15 protein-coding genes are annotated in these 16123 nt (G+C 71.3%); 6 read left to right on the plus strand and 9 right to left on the minus strand.

The genetic code is table 11. From position 1 onward, the window contains the following. The first annotated feature begins 341 nt into the window (after positions 1–341). The gene (locus ACH4RC_RS15185) at positions 342–1256 is read left to right on the plus strand and encodes an MBL fold metallo-hydrolase (RefSeq protein ID WP_398200120.1); all 915 of its coding nucleotides are present in this window, start codon (positions 342–344) and stop codon (positions 1254–1256) included. Positions 1257–1443: 187 nt separating this feature from the next. After that, entirely contained in the window at positions 1444–1761 is a 318-nt protein-coding gene (locus ACH4RC_RS15190) for a hypothetical protein (RefSeq protein ID WP_398200123.1), read from the plus strand. Positions 1762–1845: 84 nt separating this feature from the next. On the opposite strand, the gene ACH4RC_RS15195 is transcribed toward ACH4RC_RS15190, so the two are convergent. Then, positions 1846–2307: a nuclear transport factor 2 family protein gene (locus tag ACH4RC_RS15195; protein WP_398200126.1), complete on the minus strand. Its 462-nt coding sequence runs from the start codon at positions 2305–2307 to the stop codon at positions 1846–1848. An 86-nt stretch (positions 2308–2393) separates the two neighbouring features. Between ACH4RC_RS15195 and ACH4RC_RS15200 the strand changes: the two genes are divergently transcribed. Together ACH4RC_RS15200 and ACH4RC_RS15205 are read left to right on the plus strand one after the other, a co-directional pair. Continuing rightward, positions 2394–2960 (plus strand): TetR/AcrR family transcriptional regulator, encoded by a 567-nt coding sequence (locus tag ACH4RC_RS15200; RefSeq protein WP_398200128.1) that lies wholly within the window; start codon positions 2394–2396, stop codon positions 2958–2960. Positions 2961–3571: 611 nt separating this feature from the next. After that, positions 3572–5170, plus strand: a complete 1599-nt coding sequence (locus tag ACH4RC_RS15205) for an APC family permease (RefSeq protein ID WP_398200131.1) — start codon at positions 3572–3574, stop codon at positions 5168–5170. Position 5171: 1 nt separating this feature from the next. Here ACH4RC_RS15205 and ACH4RC_RS15210 read toward each other — a convergent pair whose 3' ends face one another. From ACH4RC_RS15210 to ACH4RC_RS15230, 5 genes are all read right to left on the minus strand, one after another. Next, the gene (locus tag ACH4RC_RS15210) at positions 5172–5690 is read right to left on the minus strand and encodes a GNAT family N-acetyltransferase (RefSeq protein WP_398200134.1); all 519 of its coding nucleotides are present in this window, start codon (positions 5688–5690) and stop codon (positions 5172–5174) included. Then, positions 5635–5766 (minus strand): hypothetical protein, encoded by a 132-nt coding sequence (locus ACH4RC_RS15215; protein ID WP_398200137.1) that lies wholly within the window; start codon positions 5764–5766, stop codon positions 5635–5637. Before ACH4RC_RS15215 ends, ACH4RC_RS15210 begins: the two co-directional genes overlap by 56 nt. 17 nt (positions 5767–5783) lie before the next feature. Then, positions 5784–7610, minus strand: a complete 1827-nt coding sequence (locus tag ACH4RC_RS15220; RefSeq protein WP_398200140.1) for a cellulase family glycosylhydrolase — start codon at positions 7608–7610, stop codon at positions 5784–5786. Positions 7611–8055: 445 nt separating this feature from the next. Further along, complete coding sequence (locus ACH4RC_RS15225) at positions 8056–9273, minus strand: MFS transporter (protein WP_398200143.1); 1218 nt, start codon at positions 9271–9273, stop codon at positions 8056–8058. Between the two features lie 142 nt (positions 9274–9415). Beyond that, positions 9416–10873, minus strand: a complete 1458-nt coding sequence (locus ACH4RC_RS15230) for an MFS transporter (RefSeq protein WP_398200146.1) — start codon at positions 10871–10873, stop codon at positions 9416–9418. Positions 10874–11047: 174 nt separating this feature from the next. Between ACH4RC_RS15230 and ACH4RC_RS15235 the strand changes: the two genes are divergently transcribed. Together ACH4RC_RS15235 and ACH4RC_RS15240 are read left to right on the plus strand one after the other, a co-directional pair. Beyond that, on the plus strand, positions 11048–11500 hold the full coding sequence (locus tag ACH4RC_RS15235) for a MarR family winged helix-turn-helix transcriptional regulator (RefSeq protein ID WP_398200149.1): 453 nt from the start codon (positions 11048–11050) through the stop codon (positions 11498–11500). Positions 11501–11530: 30 nt separating this feature from the next. Next, on the plus strand, positions 11531–12133 hold the full coding sequence (locus ACH4RC_RS15240; protein ID WP_398200152.1) for a hypothetical protein: 603 nt from the start codon (positions 11531–11533) through the stop codon (positions 12131–12133). Here ACH4RC_RS15240 and ACH4RC_RS15245 read toward each other — a convergent pair. From ACH4RC_RS15245 to ACH4RC_RS15255, 3 genes are all read right to left on the minus strand, one after another. Further along, the gene (locus tag ACH4RC_RS15245; RefSeq protein ID WP_398200155.1) at positions 12130–14409 is read right to left on the minus strand and encodes a SpoIIE family protein phosphatase; all 2280 of its coding nucleotides are present in this window, start codon (positions 14407–14409) and stop codon (positions 12130–12132) included. The genes ACH4RC_RS15240 and ACH4RC_RS15245 overlap by 4 nt on opposite strands. Positions 14410–14588: 179 nt before the next feature. Further along, positions 14589–15341 carry an ANTAR domain-containing protein gene (locus ACH4RC_RS15250; protein ID WP_398200158.1) on the minus strand — a complete coding sequence of 251 codons (753 nt, stop codon included), beginning with the start codon at positions 15339–15341 and terminating at the stop codon, positions 14589–14591. Positions 15342–15397: 56 nt separating this feature from the next. Beyond that, positions 15398–16081: an ANTAR domain-containing protein gene (locus ACH4RC_RS15255; RefSeq protein WP_398200161.1), complete on the minus strand. Its 684-nt coding sequence runs from the start codon at positions 16079–16081 to the stop codon at positions 15398–15400. Positions 16082–16123: the final 42 nt, after the last annotated feature.

Raw genomic sequence — 16123 nt, forward strand, 5'->3', positions numbered from 1 at the left:
CATACCCGGGAGCCAAGTTGCCGCTGCTACCTCAGTAGGGGGTGGGCCAACCGGGCACGTTCGGTGGGTCGGCGAGCCAGGGCGGCGCGAAGGAGCGGATCGGCGGCTGTCACGAACCGGGCCGCTGTCCGGTCAAGAGGGTGGCTGCGCGGTGCACACCGTGCGCCGCGTAACGCAGCCGCAGCCGAGGCCCCCGCCAGACGACAGACGACAGACGCCAGACGTCGTTCGCCGAACGACAAGTGCCGACCGCCGAACGCCGACCGCTGACCGCTGACCGCTGACCGCTGACCGCCGAACAATGAACGCCGAACGATGAACGCGCCCCCGAGGAGAGCCACATGAGCCAGATCGACATCGCACGCCCCGACGCACTGGGACGCGACGAATTGGTCCCGTCGCGCTACGCCCTGAAGATCGGTGACATCGACGTACTGATCATCAGCGACGGGGTGCTGCCCATCCCCGCCGCGACGATGGGCACCAATGTGGCCAAGGCCGACATGGCGGCCTGGCTCAAGGAGATGTTCCTGCCGCCGGACATGCTCGACTGGCCGCTGAACGTGGCCGTCGTACGCAGCGGCGACCGGACCGTCCTGGTCGACTCCGGGCTCGGGTCGGAGTTCCCGGGTTTCCCGCGTGCCGGGCAGTTGGCCATGCGCCTCGACTCCGCCGGGATCGACCCCGCGTCCGTGACCGACGTGGTCCTCACCCACCTGCACATGGACCACATCGGCGGGCTGCTCGTCGACGGCTTGCGGGGCCGGCTCCGTCCTGATCTACGGGTCCATCTGGCGTCCGCCGAGGCCGAGTTCTGGGCCGCCCCCGATTTCTCCCGCACCGTGATGCCGGAAGCCGTCCCGCCCGTGCTGCGTACGACCGCCGCGCGCTTCCTGGACGTGTACCGCGGCCAGTTGCGGCCGTTCGAGACGGAGTACGAGGTGGCGCCGGGTGTGAAGATCTGCCGCACCGGGGGTCACACGCCGGGCCACAGCATCATCCGCCTGGAGTCCGGTGGTGAGCGGCTGACGTTCGCGGGTGACGCCGTGTTCCAGCCCGGGTTCGACCACCCCGACTGGCACAACGGCTTCGAGCACGACCCCGAGCTGTCAGCCCGCGTGCGTAACCGTCTCCTGACGGAGCTGGCGGCGAGCGGCGAACTGCTCGTGGCGACACACCTGCCGTTCCCCTCCGTCTGCCATGTGGCGGCGGTCGGTAACACGTTCCGTCTCGTCCCGACCGTCTGGGACTACTGAGCGAACAACGTGTGAGGGGCCGCCCCCGGCCGATCGGTGCCCACTGTTTCTCACAGTGGGCACCGATCGGGCCCCCCAGGGCACATGTGTGGGGTGCGGCGCCGCCCGCACAACCGTGACCAAGTCCGGGGTCGAGGGGTTGAGCATGCGATTGTCCTGCCCTCTTCACCACTCCTTGGGAGATCCCATGCGCTTCCGCACTGCCGTCGCCACCGGCGCCCTCGCCCTGGCCGCGACCGGCCTCTGGTCGACCCCCGCCCTGGCCGACGCCCCGAACCCCGGCCCTGACACCGGCAATGGCAACGGAACCGGCACGGTCGTCCTGTCCGACGAAGCGTACGACCGCCTCCTCCGCGCCGACGTGGACGAACCCCTCCTCATCGCGACGCACCCGTCCTACCGCGAAGCCTGGCTCTTCTGCCTGCGCTCCGCGGAGCACGACCACGTCGAGCGGAACGCGTGGGGCGAGGGATACGTGTGCATCCCGGATGGGGCCGTGCAGTGAGCAGCGAACTCCGACAGGCGACTCCTACAGGTGACTCCGACAGGTGACTCCGACAGATCCGCCGACAGATGAGCCTTACCGCACTTACCGCAACGGAAAGTCGAGCCCGTGCTCGTCCGTCGGCCGCGGGCCACGAATGCGCCGGTCGGATTCAGGGATGGCTACGTCGTTGATGCCGGCCTCGCGGCGTCGCATCAGGCCGTTCTCGTCGAACTCCCACAGCTCGTTGCCGTAACTGCGCCACCAGTCGCCGTCCGCGTCATGCCACTCGTACTGGAAACGGACGGCGATCCGATTCTCGTGGAACGACCAGAGGCTCTTGCGGAGCGCGTAGTCGAGTTCGCGCTCCCATTTCCGGGTCAGGAAGTCGACGATCTCCTCCCGGCCGCTGAGAAATGTGGACCGGTTTCGCCATTGCGAGTCAGGGGTGTAGGCGAGCGCCACTCGATGCGGGTCGCGCGTGTTCCACGCGTCTTCAGCGGCCTGAACCTTTCGCAGGGCGGTCTCCCGCGTGAACGGCGGGTAGGGAGGTCGGTCTTCCGGCAACGGGTGCCCCTTACGTCGGGTCGTTCGCGGGCTGCGATGGACTTAAGGTAGAGAACGCCCGTTCTCAACGTCAAGGAGCCAGCCGGATGCCAGCCCCGATCACCGCCGAACAGAGTCGCCTGGACCGCGTTGCGCTGCTCGATGCCGCGGAGGCGCTGTTCTACGAGCGCGGGGTCCAGGCAGTCGGCATGGACGCCGTGCGTGCGGCGTCGGGCCTGCCCCTGAAGCGGATCTACGGGTTCTTCGCGACGAAGGAGGAACTCGTGGTGGCGGTCCTCAACCGTCGCGACCTGCGGTGGAGGGGCAGCCTCGCCGCCCGCGTGGAGCAGGTCACGGACCCGCGCGAGCGCGTACTCACACTCTTCGACTGGCTGGCCGAATGGTTCGCCGAACCCGGGTTCCGCGGCTGCGCCTGGATCAACGCGTACGGTGAATTCGGCCCCGCGTCCGAGGCGGTACTGGCCGAAGTCCGCGCGCACAAACGGGCGTTCCACGACCAGATAGCGGGGTGGGTCCAGGCCGCCGGGTTGTCGGCGGCGGCCCCGGTCGCCCTCCTCGCCGAAGGGGCCATCGTGACGGCGGCCATCACCGGCGACCCGGCACCGGCCCGTCAGGCCCGTGCGGCGGTGGCGACCTTGCTCGGGACGGCCTGACCGTCGGCGCAGCGCCAGCGCCAGCGCCAGCGCCATGGTCAGGGTCAAAGTCGTGGTCAAGGTCGCCGCATCGGACCCGGCAGATTCATCCGTGCCAGTTCTGCCGGATCGACCACGGCGGTGATCTCCGTGATACGCCCCTCGGCGACGGTGAAGGCCAGGACGGACGGACAGCGGGGTGCCGTCCGCGTTCCAGGCCATGACGCCGGGCCGTCCGTCGACGCTCGCCCGGTGTCCGTGTGCCGCACCGCCGGCCACTCGGGCGCGGCCCGCGACCTCGGTGGCACCGATCGTGACGAACCGTCCGCCCGGGGCGTGCACGGTGAACTCCACCTCGGGCACGAACTCCGGCTCGACGTCGAACCGGGTCACGAAGCCGGCCCCGTCATGCTTCACGTTCCAGTCCCGGGCGATCGCGATGGCGTAGTCCTCGTTGAGAACCGGGCCACCGAGGGGCCCCTGGGCGCCGACGAAGGCGCCTGCTGGGACCGCCGCACGAGCGCTCCCGCCGGTCCCGACAGGGCGCGGCGGGGCTCGGTTCGGCATACCCGACGCCATGCGTGGCACGCTGACCTCGTACGTCGTCAGTGATCGTCGAGGAGGTCCGCCACGTGGCGCAGCAACAGCCGACGGAGGCCACCGGGGCCCCCGACGTCCGTACCGAGGAAGGCCGGCTGCGCAAGGACCTCGGGTTCTGGGGCCTGACCGCGATCGGCTTCTCCAACATCCTCGGCTCGGGATGGCTGTTCGCCGCCATGTACGCCGCCCAGACCGCCGGGCCCGCCGCGCTCCTCTCCTGGGTCGCGGCGGGCCTGCTCTGCGCTCTCGTCGCCGTCGTGATGGTGGAACTCGGCGCGACCAGGCCGGAGGGCGGTGGCACGGTCCGCTGGCCGCTGTACGCGAACGGGCGGCTCGTCGGCACGGTCGTCGGCTGGTCCGTTCTGCTCTCCGTGGGCGGCACCGCCGCCGAGATCAGCGCGATCATGCAGTACGCCGCCCACTACGTACCCGGGCTCTACCGCGACGGCAGCATCACCGCGTCCGGCCTGGGCGTCGCCACCGCGCTGAGTGTGCTGCTCACCGCGCTGAACTGGTTCGCGGTCCGTCTGTTCGCCCGCGTGAACAACCTGGTGTCGGTGTTCAAGGTCGTCGTGCCGATCCTCACCGTCGCCGCCCTGTTCCTCTCCGGTACGCACTCCGGGCGCCTCACCGACCACGGCGGTTTCGCCCCGTACGGGTACGCGGCCTGCCTCACCGCACTCGCGGGCGGCGGCATCGTCTACTCCGTGAACGGGTTCCAGGCGCCCCTCGACTTCTCCGGCGAAGCCCGCAATCCGCGCCGTACCGTGCCCGCCGCCGTCCTCACCGGCATCGGCCTCGCGGTCCTCGTCTACCTCGGGCTGCAACTCGCCTTCCTCTACACGGTGCCCGACTCACTGCTCGCCCACGGCTGGCAGGGCGTCGACTTCGAGTCGCCCTTCGGCCAGCTCGCCCTCGTCCTCAACCTGCACTGGCTCGCCACCCTGCTCTACGCCGACGCGGTGGTCTCGCCGGGCGGCTCGGCCTACGTAGGTGTGGCGATCGACGCCCGCCACACCTACGCCCTCTCCAAGAACGGCCTGCTGCCCCGCTTCTTCATGCGCATCCACCCGCGCTCCGGGATCGCGCGCCGCGCCCTGGTCCTCAACCTCGCGGTCATCATCGTCTTCATGCTGCCGTTCGGCGGCTGGCAGGACATCGTCAGCGTGATGGGCGACATGTACCTCATCATCTACGCCGCCTCGGCGGTGGCCGTGGCCTCCTTCCGGGCGCACGACCGCGCGCGTGGGCTGCCTCTCGCGGAGGGGCACATGCCGGGGGTGCGCTGGATCGCGCCGGTCAGCTTCGCCGTGGCGACGGAGTTCGTCTACTGGTCGGGCTGGGACGACCTGCGCCTCGCCCTGCCGCTCGTCCTCGTCGGCGTCCCGCTGTACCTGCTCCAACGCCGCAAGGCGGGCAGCTCCCCCGCCCAGGAACTACGCCATGGCGCCTGGCTCGTCGTCCATCTCGCGGCGCTGACCCTGCTGTCCTGGCTCGGCACGTTCGGCGGCTCCGGACACCTGCCCGCCCCGTACGACTCCCTCACGGTCGCCGCCCTCGCCTTCGCGGTCTTCACCTGGGCGGTCCACTCGGGCACCGCCCACCTGCGCACGAACCCCACGACACCCTGACTCACATCTCCTTGGCATACCAGCGATCGGCCCGGCCGTGCCCCTCGTACGGCTCCGTCTCCTCGTATCCGTACCGGGTGTACAGGCTTCTCGCCTCGGTGAGCTGCGTGTTGGTCTCGCATACCATCCGCTCGGCGCCCAGCCGCCTGGCGGCCTCCTCGGCGGCGAGCAGCAGGCCGCGGCCCAGGCCCGCGCCGCGTCCGGCGGGGTGTACGTACATCCGCTTGAGTTCGGCGGTGCCTGGAGCGCCGTCGAGCAGTCGCAGGCCCACGCAGCCCAGGAACTGGTTGCCGTCACCGCGAGCGACAAGGAACTGTCCGTTCGGCGGGGTCAGGTCGCGGTGCGGGTCCTTCGCGAGCACCGCTCGGATTTCGGCGTCGGCCACGGTGCGACCGAGGACTCGTTGCCCCATCTCCGTGAAGTACTGCCGCATGACGGCGTCGACGGCCGCGTCGGTGACGGGCTCAGGGTTGATCTTCCAGGAGGTAGGCGAGGTAGGCGAGGTAGGCGAGGTAGGCATGCGCGTCATGGTCCTGGAGGCGCCGCGGGGCGTCCAGGGGTTCGGCGTCCGTGGCCGGCCCGGATCGGCCGGGCACGGACGCCGAGGTGTGCGCTAGCTCGCCTGGCAGACGAGCGTCGGCGTGCCCGCGCCGCCCGGTGCCGCGCCGAAGCCGAAGGAGGTCGAGGCCTTGGCGGTGAGGGCGCCGTTGTGCGCGGCGTTGCGGGCCGTCACCGTCCTGCCGGTCTGGGTGTGGGCGGCGTTCCACATGCTGGTGATGGTCTGGTTGCCGGGCCAGTCCCAGGTGACCTGCCAGGACTTGGTCGCCGATGTACCGGTGTTGGTGACGGTGATGTCGGCGTTGAAGCCGCCGCCCCAGTCACTGCTCACCTTGTACGTGGCTTCGCAGCCGGACGATCCGCCGCCCGTACCGGAGGTCGTCGCGGCGACCGGCTGCGACGCCGGTGACGTGTTGCCCGCCGCGTCGCGCGCCCGGACGGTGTACTCGTAGCGGGTCGACGCGGTGAGACCGGTGTCCGTGTAGGTCGTGCCGGTCGCGGATCCGACCTTGCCGGTGCCCCGGTAGACGTCGTAGGCGGTGACACCTGTGTCGTCGGTGGAGGCGGTCCAGGACAGCGAGACGCTGGTGGAGGCCGCGCCGGTGACCTTCAGTCCGGCGGGGGCCGAGGGCGCAGTGGTGTCGTCGTCCCCGCCTCCCCCGCCGCCGCCGAAGTCCGGCGCCTTGACGGAGGCCAGGTAAGCGTCCTTGACGGTGTCGACGGTCTGCCAGTCGTCCTTCAGGATGCCGCCCGTGTCACCGGAGTTGGGGTTCCACGACCAGAAGGTCCAGCTCATGCTGTCCGCGCCGTAGGTCTGGGTGGGGCGGAGGTAGTCGACCAGGGCGGCGAGCCACTTCTGGTCGATGCCCGACTGCAGGGTCGTGCCGAACTCCCCCAGCCACACCGGGGCGATGTTCTGCTTGAAGATGTAGCCCCAGTTCTTGTCCCAGACGCCGGGCATGTTCGCGGGGAACGACGGGTCGTTGAACCAGGGCTGCTGCGCGACGCTCGTGGCGTAGTCGTGGGCCGAGTAGACGACCCGGTTCGCCACGTCGAGACGTACGGGGGCCGTGGCCACACCCGCGAGGTTGCCGCCCCACCAGGTCGACTGGCCGTTCACGGTCTGCACGCCCTCGACGAAGACGAGGAGGTCGGGGTTGACGGACAGCACGGCGTTGCCCGCCCGCTCGGCGGCGAGCCGCCAGTCGGTGGTCGTGTCGCCGCACCCCCAGCAGGCGGGGTCGTGCGGCTCGTTGTGCAGGTCGATGCCGACCATGGCGGTGTCGCCCTTGTACCGGGTGGCGAGCGCCTTGAGGTTGGTGATCCAGGTCGTCTCGGGTACCGACGCGGTGTACCAGAGCGCCGACTGGGCCGAGGCGTCGGGACGGTGCCGGTCAAGGACGATCTTGAGGCCGATGGAGCCCGCGTAGTCCACGAGCTTGTCCATCACCTGCAAGGAGTCCAGGCCCGCCAGGTCGCTGTTGAGGCCGTTCGCGTACGTGATCCCGGTGGGCGTCGTGCCCTTGAAGATGTCGTCGCTGTACGGCATGCGGACCGTGTTGTACCCGAGCGACTTCATCTGGTTCAGCATCGACTTGTAGTCGCGGGACCAGAGGCCGTGCGGGACGTAGTTGGCGGTCTCGAACCCGAACCAGTTGATCCCGGCCATCCGTACCGGCTGGTCCTGCGCGTCGAGGATGCGACGGCCGCTGGTGTGCCAGTACCCGGAGCCCGCGGCCGCGAGCGCCGCGTCCGAAGAAGAGGCGGTGCGCGCGGGAGCCGCTTGGACGGGCCCCGCGAGCAGGGGCACGAGGGCGATCGCGAGCGCGGCGAGGAAGGCGGTCACGAGGTTGCGGAAGCGGCGGGCGGGCGGGTGTCTCATGGGGGGTCCCTTCGAAGGGGCGTCGTGGTGGATCTGCGGGGAAGCTGCTGGAGAACTCGGGGAAGCTAGCTTGGGAGCGCTCCCACATTGCGGCGGAGGGGTTACGGAGTGCGCAGGGCGATGAGGAGGTGGAGGCACCCGGCATGACGTTGCCGCGGGCTGTCCGGAGTGTCCCGCTCCGCACCGCCCGCCCGTCAAAACCGGGGCCGCGCCCATGGAAACCACTACGCGTGTACGCGTCAATACCCCGCGCACTGATCGGCTCGCTTCGGCATGTGCGGGGAGCCCGTACGGGCACGGACGGACGGGCCATCTCAGGACGCTTCAGGGCGGCCTCAGGACTGCCTCAGGACCGCCTCAAGGCCGCCTCAGGACTGCCTCAGGACCGCCTCAAGGCCGCCTCAGGACTGCCTCAGGACCGCCTCAAGGCCGCCTCACGACCGCCTCAGAACTGCCGAACCCGCTCCTCACCCGCCCGATCGCCCCTCCGCCGCCGCCACGCCAGCGTTCCCCACGCCGCCACGGCCAGGACCGCGGCCGCGACGCAGAACCAGATCCCGGCCGGGCGCAGCCCCCACGCCTGGGAGGCCGCGCCGAGCCCCACCACCGGCAGCGAGATCGCCACGTACAGGACGAGGAAGTAGGCGGAGGAGACGGCGGCCCGGTCGGCGGAGTCCACGAGGTCGTTGACGGCGGCGAGGCCCTTGGCGAAGGACATGCCCTGCCCGCACCCCGCGATCACGGCGCCGGCGGCCAGCAACGGCAGCGACGCCAGCTGCACCGAGAGCGCGACCAGCAGGATGCCCGCCGCGAGGAGCAGGCACCCGGCAAGGAGGAAGAGGCGCGTCCGTGCTGGTGGGAGCAGCACTTGGGTGAGCGCCGACGCGCCGAGCAGCAGCAGCGGCATCGCCCCGGCCAGCGCATGGTTCGGGTCGCCGACGATCTCGGAGACGATGCGCGGGGACACCGCGGTGAACAGGCCGGTGACGGCGAACCCCGCGAAGCCGACCGTGGCGGCGCTGACGAACATGGACCGCGCCGCCTCCGGCACCTTGATCTTGCGCGGGCGCAGCCGGGTGCCGGGGTCGCTCTCCACCGTCTCCGGCACGAACTTCAGCAGGACGACGAGGACGCAGGTCGCGGCGGCGTGCACAACGAACGACAGCTTCAGAGGCGCCGGGAGGTACTGCACGAAGAGTCCGGCGACAGCCGATCCCAGGCCCAGGCCGCCGATGTTGGCGGCCGTCGCCGCGTTCGACGCCCGGCCGCGCCACGGTTCGGGGGCGCTCTCGATCACCGCGGCCGTGGCCGTGCCCGCGAAGACGCCCGCCGAGACGCCCGAGAGCAGGCGCCCCACCAGCAGGATCCAGACCTGGCCCGCGGCGAGGAAGACGAGGCTGCTGACCATCGAGAACAGCAGCCCGGCGAGGAGCAGAGGCCGGCGGCCCCTGATGTCCGACCAGCCGCCGCACAGGAGGAGCGCCGCGAGCACCCCCACGGCGTAGGAGGCGAAGATCACCGTCTGGACGACGGGTGAGAACCCCAACTCCTGCTGCCACAGGGGGTACATGGGCGTGGGAAGCGTTGCTCCGAGCATCACACACGCGAACGCGCCGAGCAGGGTGAGGAACGCTCCACGGGAACGCATGGTGCGTGGTGCCAACGTGCGTGCTCCTCGTGTCGCTGCGGTCGACCGACCCACGTGCAGTTCCCCGCATCCGCGCTCCTCATGCGGAAAGCGGCTGTACGTGTGAACACCGCCGCCCGGCACACACGTGTGAAGGTGCAGCTCACATGTGGGAGTGTCAGGCCGTCGCGGACGCCTGGTCGGCGTCGGCCGGCTGCCCCTTGGCGGCCGCGTCCCCGGCCGGCTCGCGCAGCCCCGGGATGAGGGTCGCGACGGCCGCGGAGACGAGGGCCACGCCGCAGCCGATCATCAGGCCGGTGCGGAACCCGTTCTCGGAAGCGAAGGTGAAGCCGCCCATGCTGATGGTCATCTGGGCCAGGACGACGCCGATGACGGCGGAGCCGATCGTGGTGCCCAGCGAGCGCATCAGGGTGTTGAACCCGTTGGCGGCGGCCGTCTCGGAGAGCGGCACCGAGCTCATGATGAGGGCGGGCATGGCGCCGTAGGCGAGGGCGACACCGCTGTTGATCACGATGCCGGAGATCATGATGCCCCAGGCCGTGCCCATGAGCGGCAGAGCGACGCCGTAGCCGGCGGCGATCACGAGAGCGCCGAGGATGAGCGCGGTCTTCGGGCCGCGTGCGTTGATCAGCTTTCCGCCGAGCGGCGAGATCAGCATCATCATGACGCCGCCGGGGGCGATCCACAGACCGGCGGCGAGCATCGACTGGCCGAGACCGTAACCGGTGGCCTCCGGGAACTGGAGCAGCTGCGGCGCGATCAGCATGAAGGAGTACATGCCGACGCCGATGAGGATCGAGGAGACGTTGGTGAACAGCACGCGCGGGCGGACCGTGGTGCGCAGGTCGACGAGCGGGTCGCGGGTGCGCAGCTCGTAGAAGCCCCAGACAAGGAGGGCGACGACGGCGACCGCGAACAGGCCGAGCGTGGTGCCGGAGGTCCAGCCCCAGTCGGCGCCCTTGGAGATGGCGAGCAGCAGCGAGACCAGGCCGATGGCGAGGCCGACGGCGCCGGGCGCGTCGAACCGCTGCCCCTTCGCGCCCGCCGGGACGTCCGGGACGATGACGAAGATCATCACGCTGACGATCAGGGCGAGCACGGCCGCGCCCCAGAACAGCACGCGCCAGTTGGCGTACTGGGCGACGGCGGCGGCGATCGGCAGGCCGATGGCGCCGCCGATGCCCATGGAGGCGCTGACCAGGGCGATGGAGCCGCTGAGCTTCTCGGCGGGCACGACGTCGCGAAGGAGCGCGATGCCGAGCGGCACCATGCCCATGCCCATGCCCTGCAGACCACGCCCGATGATCATCGGTACGAGCGAGGAGGACAGCGCGCACACCACGGAGCCCAGGATCAGCGGCACGGCGCAGACGAGCATCATGCGGCGCTTGCCCATGAGGTCGCCGAGGCGGCCGGAGACCGGCACGCACACACCCGACACCAGCAGCGTCACCGTGATCACCCATGCCGCGTTCGAGGACGACGTGTCCAGGATCCGCGGCAGCTCGGCGATGAGCGGCGTCACCAGCGTCTGCATGATCGCGGCGACGGTACCGGCGAGCGCGAGCGTGGCGACGACAGCGCCTGAGCGGCTGGTCGTCTCGGGGGCATCCATACGGACTCCTCAGTCTCTTCGGCACGTGCGTCACTTCGTGCATCACTTCGGCACGGCACGTGCGGCGGTGTGCATCATACACATGCGATGTATCGTGCATATTGCATGCAGAGGGCACACACGCGAGTGCGCAGAAACCTTGCGATACCGTCGGACCTGGGAGGACGCACGTATATGGAGAAGCCCTCGCAGTTGGTCGAGTTCGAGCACATGGTGCTCGGGCGGCATCAGCTCGGCAATGACAAGCGCCGTCGGCAGGCGGACCGCCTCGAACGCAGCGCGTACATCGTGCTCAGCCGGATCCGGGTGCAGGGCCCGATGTCGATCGGCCAGCTCAGCGAGGCGTTCGTGCTCGACGCCTCGACCGTCAACCGGCAGACGGCCCAGGCGATGCGGGCGGGCCTGCTCGAGCGCATCCCGGACCCCGACGGCGGCATGGCCCGTAAGTTCCGGCTGACCGAGGAGGGCGTACGACGCCTCGACGCGGAGCAGCGGGTGCACGTGGAGCAACTCGACGAGGTCTTCGCGGACTGGCCGGCGGACGACGTGCGGGCCTTCGCGGAGTACCTGCAGCGCTTCAACACGAGCATCGAGCGGCTCAGCGGCCAGCCGTGGCCCAGGTCGTGACCCTGCGCAGCAGCGCCTAGGCTGGCCGACGTGGACCGATTCGACGGCGCGATCGCGGGGCTCGGCACACGGGCCGGCCTCCGGCTGGTCGTCGGCATGTGGCGGGAGTCACCGTTCGGTCCGGTGACCGACCTCATGATGGAGCGGCCGGACGGACACCGCACCCTCATCGCACCCACACCTGACCTCGCCGACTACATCGCGGCCACGTACACCTTCGACGAAGTCCGGATGGAGCCCGTCGCGCTCACCGTCGAAGGCCGCGGCCGCATCGCCGTCCGGGCCTCATCGGTCGCCCTCACGCTGACCACCGGACGCCGTACGGGCGTCGGGTTCCTGCTCACCCTCGTGCCCCGGCCGCTCGCCCGGACCCGCGCCTGGTGCCGTCTGATCGACCCCGCGGCCCGCCTGGCACGCCGCGGCGTACGCACCGTCGGCACCGCGGGAGGCGGGCGCCGCGAGTACTACTGCGCCCTGGACGAACACGCGCTGACCTCGGCTTCCGTACGCCTGGACGGACACGACCAGGGTCCGCTCGCAAGCGTCACCCCGCCGGTCCGTTTCGGTTTCGGCTCCACTCCCCCGCGCCCGGCGCTGGTGCGGGTGACCACACTCATCGCCGAAGACGCTTAGGGCGCGGGCATCTCGAACCAGACGATCTTTCCCGTCGACAGGCGTGTCGCTCCCCACCGCTTGGCCAGCCGGTTCACCAGGAACAGGCCGCGGCCGTTCTCGTCGGTGGCGCGGGCCTGGCGCTGGCGCGGCAGTTGCGGCACGTCGTCGCCGACCTCGCAGCGCAGCACGTCGGTGCGGAGCAGCCGCAAGGTCACCGGGCGGGAGGCGTACCGCACCGCGTTGGTGACGACCTCGCTCACCAGGAGTTCGACGGAGTCCGACAGCTCCTCCAGACCCCAGCGCGCCAGCACACCCCGGGCGAGGCGGCGGGCGCGGCCGGGCGCGGAGTCCTCCGGGTCCAGGAACCAGTACGCCACGTCGCTGGGCGCGATGCCGTCGAAGCGGGCGGCGAGCAGCGCGATGTCGTCGTCCCGCTCCCCGTGTCCCGTCATGTCGAGCACGTGGTCGCAGAGCGCTTCGAGGGGCGGCGGGTGGTCGGGGCCGGTCAACTGCGCGGTGGCGGCGAGCCGTTCCCGCAGCTGCTCGATGCCGCTCCCCACGTCGCGCAGGCGCGACTCGACCAGGCCGTCGGTGTAGAACAGCAGCGTGGCGCCGGACGGTGCGTCGAGGTCGACCGTCTCGAAGTCGACGCCGCCCACCCCGACGGGCGCCCCCGGCGGGACCCGCAGGACCTCGGCGCGGCCACCCAGGTGCAGCATGATCGGCGGCGGATGCCCGGCGTTGGCGATCGTGATGCGGTGCGAGACCGGGTCGTAGACCGCGTACACGCACGTCGCCATGCAGTCCGCCTCGACCGCGTGCTCGTCCAGATGCTCCAGGATCTCGTGGGGCGGCAGGTCGAGCCCGGCCAGGACCCGTGCGGTGGTGCGGAGTTGGCCCATGATCGCGGCGGAGGTCATGGAGTGGCCCATGACGTCGCCGACGACGAGGGCGACGCGGCTGCCGGGCAGCGGGATCGCGTCGTACCAGTCGCCGCCGACCCGTGCCGTCTCCGCCGCGGGCAGATAGCGCGAGGCGAGCCGCGCGCCCGCGGGGTGCACGAGCGACGCGGGGAGCATCCGGCGCTGCAACTCGTCCGCGATGTAGGCCTCGCGCCCGTACAGGACCGCCTTGTCGATGCCGAGCGCGCCGTGCGTCACCAGCGTCCCCGCCACCAGCAGGTCCTCGGAGTCGAACGGCGGCCGGTCGGAGGAGCGCAGGAACACCGCCGCGCCGATCACCCGGCGCCGCCCGCGCAGCGGTGCCAGGATCGCGCGGCGCCCGAGCGGCACCTGCGGGTCGCCGCCGAAGAGTTCGGGCAGCGCGGACAGCGCCACGGGCGAGTCCGCGAAGACGGGCCTGACCCCGCGCAGCACCTCGGCGAGCGCGCCCCCGGGCCGCACCTCGCACAACTCGACGCTGTTCGGCAGCAGTTCGGCCCGGGGCGGCGCGGACTGCTGCGGTCCGAGGTCCGGGTCCCTGCCGTAGCCGCCGGGGACCCGGTCGGTGCGGCGGCGGCGCAGCACCATGGGGCCCGCCGGGCGCTCGTCGCCGACCGGCAGCGGTTCGCACAGATAGACCAGGATCGCGTCGGAGAACGTCGGCACGGTCGCCCGGCACAGGCCGAGCACGATCTCGTCGAGGTCGAATCCGCGCGCGATGCGCCGGGTCGCCGCTCCCACGAAACGCAGCCGGTCGCCGTCGCGGCTCATCGTCGGGGTGGACGGCTCGGCCGGAAGGGACCGGGCCTCCCGGACCACGCCCCCGACCGCCTCCTCGGCCGCCTCTCGGGGCACTTCTCCGTTCGCGGTGGGAGAGGTGAGGGTCAGGTGGGTGGCCAACTGGTCGGCGGCCGTGACGTCGTCGGCGGCGAAGGCGAGCCGGTCGGTCCGGCGCACCATGACGACCAGACCGGAAGCCCGCTCCGGTCCCCGGAAGGGCGCGACGAGTACGCGGTCCCCGCCGGGCGACCACGCGCCCGTACCCCACATCTCGGCCAGGGCCGCCTCGGCATCCGGGTCCTCGCCGCTCAGCGGTGCCTTCGCCAGGAGGAGCTGGGACAGCTTCCCCCCGGGCAGGACGCCGGTGCGCCGGGGCGGCAGCGGGCCGCATCCCGCGGAGGCGACGAGGCGCAGCTCCCGGCTCCCGCTCTCCGCGTTCGTCTCCTCCAGATGGACGAGCACGGCGTCGGCGAGCAGCGGCACCGTCGACGAGCACAGCTCGTGCGCCGCCGGGCCGAACCCCTCGGTGCGGGCGACGCGCCGGATGGCGGCAGCCAGACTGTGGTCCGTCACGGGCATCGGCTCTCCAGGGCGGGGCGCGGCACTCATGCGCCTTCGGCATTGACCGGTCACAAGGACAGGACCATGCTCGGGCGCGGCTGACGGCCTTGTCCAGATGTCGACCGGCGTGTCCTGGGGCGGGGGTGGCGCTTTGCGTGATGTGTGCCCGCGGGGGCGCTGCCGCCGAGGCCCTAGTCGGCGCCGCTGGGGTCCTGTGGTCCGGTGGCCGGGACGGCGGGCAGGAGGCCGACGTCGATGACGTCCATGGCGATCGAGCTGACCTCGGCGTTGTGGTCGCGGGCGTGCGTGCGCATGGCCGCGAAGGCGCTGCCGAGGGAGATCTGGCGGCGCACCGCGACGATGCCCTTGGCCTGCTCGATGATGACGCGGTTGTGCAGGGCGGTGTGCAGCCGCCCGTTGATCGTCTCCTGGCGGCCCACCGTACGGGCGTGGAGCAGGCCGATCGTGGCGGCGTCCGCCAGCGCCTGGGCCAGCAGCAGGTCGTCCGGGGACAGGGCGCGGTCCCCGGTGTGCAGCAGGAGCAGGGCGCCCAGGCTCTCCCCGCGCAGGCGCATGGGCACCGCGGTCGGGAGGGCGTAACCAGCGTTGTCGAGCGCGGAGCGCAGTTCCGGCCAGGCGGAGGCTTGTTCGCCGGGGGCGGGATAGTCGGGGACGACCGCGTGGGTCAGGCGGTAGGCCTCCACGCCCGGACCCTCCACGCACGCCACGGCGATGACGCGCTGCAGGGCGCGTCGGGGGTCGCACGGGGCGGGGCTGTACAGGCGCGGAGCGGGGTGGGCGAGGAGGACGACGGCGTCGGTGATGTCGAGGAGCTCCCGGCAGCGGACCGTCATCCGCTGCAGGAACCCGGTGAGGTCGAAATCCTCCACCAGCGTGTCCGCCAGCTCCAGGAACGTACGGGCGATGTGTTCTTCCCTGCTCATGCGACGACCTGCTTCTGCGTTCTCGGGACGGGGGTCGGCGGAAGAGATGTGCCGGGCTATGCGCGCAGTTCACGCCCGAGGACGCTTTGCGCCGTCTCCATCAGGGTCCGGCCGGAGGAGTAGGCCTCGGCGCGCAGCCGGACCAGCGCCTCGGGCAGCGGGATGTCGAGTTTTCCGCTGAGGACGCCGGTGGCCTGGTGGACCTGCGCCCGGTGCAGATCCACCGCGCCCGCGTGCCCCGGCCCGTTGTGAGCGGCGGTGCTGTCGGGCCAGCGGGCCAGCATGTGCGCGGCGAGATGGTCCGCGACGAGCCGGCCCCCGGCCCGCTGCTGTTCGCTCAGCGCGCCCTCGGTGCACCGGTAGCCGGTCAGGGTGCCGCTGGTCACGGCGCCTGTGCGCACCGGCCACACGAACACCGCGACCACGCCCAAGTCCTGCGCCTCCGGCACGAACTGCGGCCAGAACCGCATCACCAGCCGGTCCACGTCGGGCACTTCCCGCACGCCTTCGCCGACGGGGAACCGCAGTCCGGGGCCCTGCCCGAGGACGGCCTGCACGTCCTCGAGACGGGCGCTCGTCTCGTCGCTGAACCAGACCAGCTCGCCCTGCACCGAGACGGCTACGCCGTTCAGGCCCAGGGCGTGCGCGCAGTCGACCGCCCACGAACGGCGCTGTTCCTCGCCCGTGACGGTGTCCATACGGTCGAGGAGTTCCCGGATCGTCACGCCGCCGCTGCCCATCCGCAGCCCCCTTCCGGGGTCGGGAGCGGATCGCTCTCGCGG

The sequence above is a fragment of the Streptomyces sp. NPDC016845 genome (genome assembly GCF_044332585.1).
Classification (GTDB): Bacteria; Actinomycetota; Actinomycetes; order Streptomycetales; family Streptomycetaceae; genus Streptomyces.

Excerpts from the sequence above, each read along its gene's own strand:
- ACH4RC_RS15185 (WP_398200120.1), top strand. The coding sequence starts at position 342 with ATGAGCCAGATCGACATCGCACGCCCCGACGCACTGGGACGCGACGAA.
- ACH4RC_RS15250 (WP_398200158.1), bottom strand. The coding sequence starts at position 15,341 with ATGAGCAGGGAAGAACACATCGCCCGTACGTTCCTGGAGCTGGCGGAC.
- ACH4RC_RS15220 (WP_398200140.1), bottom strand. The coding sequence starts at position 7,610 with ATGAGACACCCGCCCGCCCGCCGCTTCCGCAACCTCGTGACCGCCTTC.
- ACH4RC_RS15235 (WP_398200149.1), top strand. The coding sequence starts at position 11,048 with ATGGAGAAGCCCTCGCAGTTGGTCGAGTTCGAGCACATGGTGCTCGGG.
- ACH4RC_RS15210 (WP_398200134.1), bottom strand. The coding sequence starts at position 5,690 with ATGCCTACCTCGCCTACCTCGCCTACCTCGCCTACCTCCTGGAAGATC.
- ACH4RC_RS15200 (WP_398200128.1), top strand. The coding sequence starts at position 2,394 with ATGCCAGCCCCGATCACCGCCGAACAGAGTCGCCTGGACCGCGTTGCG.
- ACH4RC_RS15230 (WP_398200146.1), bottom strand. The coding sequence starts at position 10,873 with ATGGATGCCCCCGAGACGACCAGCCGCTCAGGCGCTGTCGTCGCCACG.
- ACH4RC_RS15255 (WP_398200161.1), bottom strand. The coding sequence starts at position 16,081 with ATGGGCAGCGGCGGCGTGACGATCCGGGAACTCCTCGACCGTATGGAC.
- ACH4RC_RS15190 (WP_398200123.1), top strand. The coding sequence starts at position 1,444 with ATGCGCTTCCGCACTGCCGTCGCCACCGGCGCCCTCGCCCTGGCCGCG.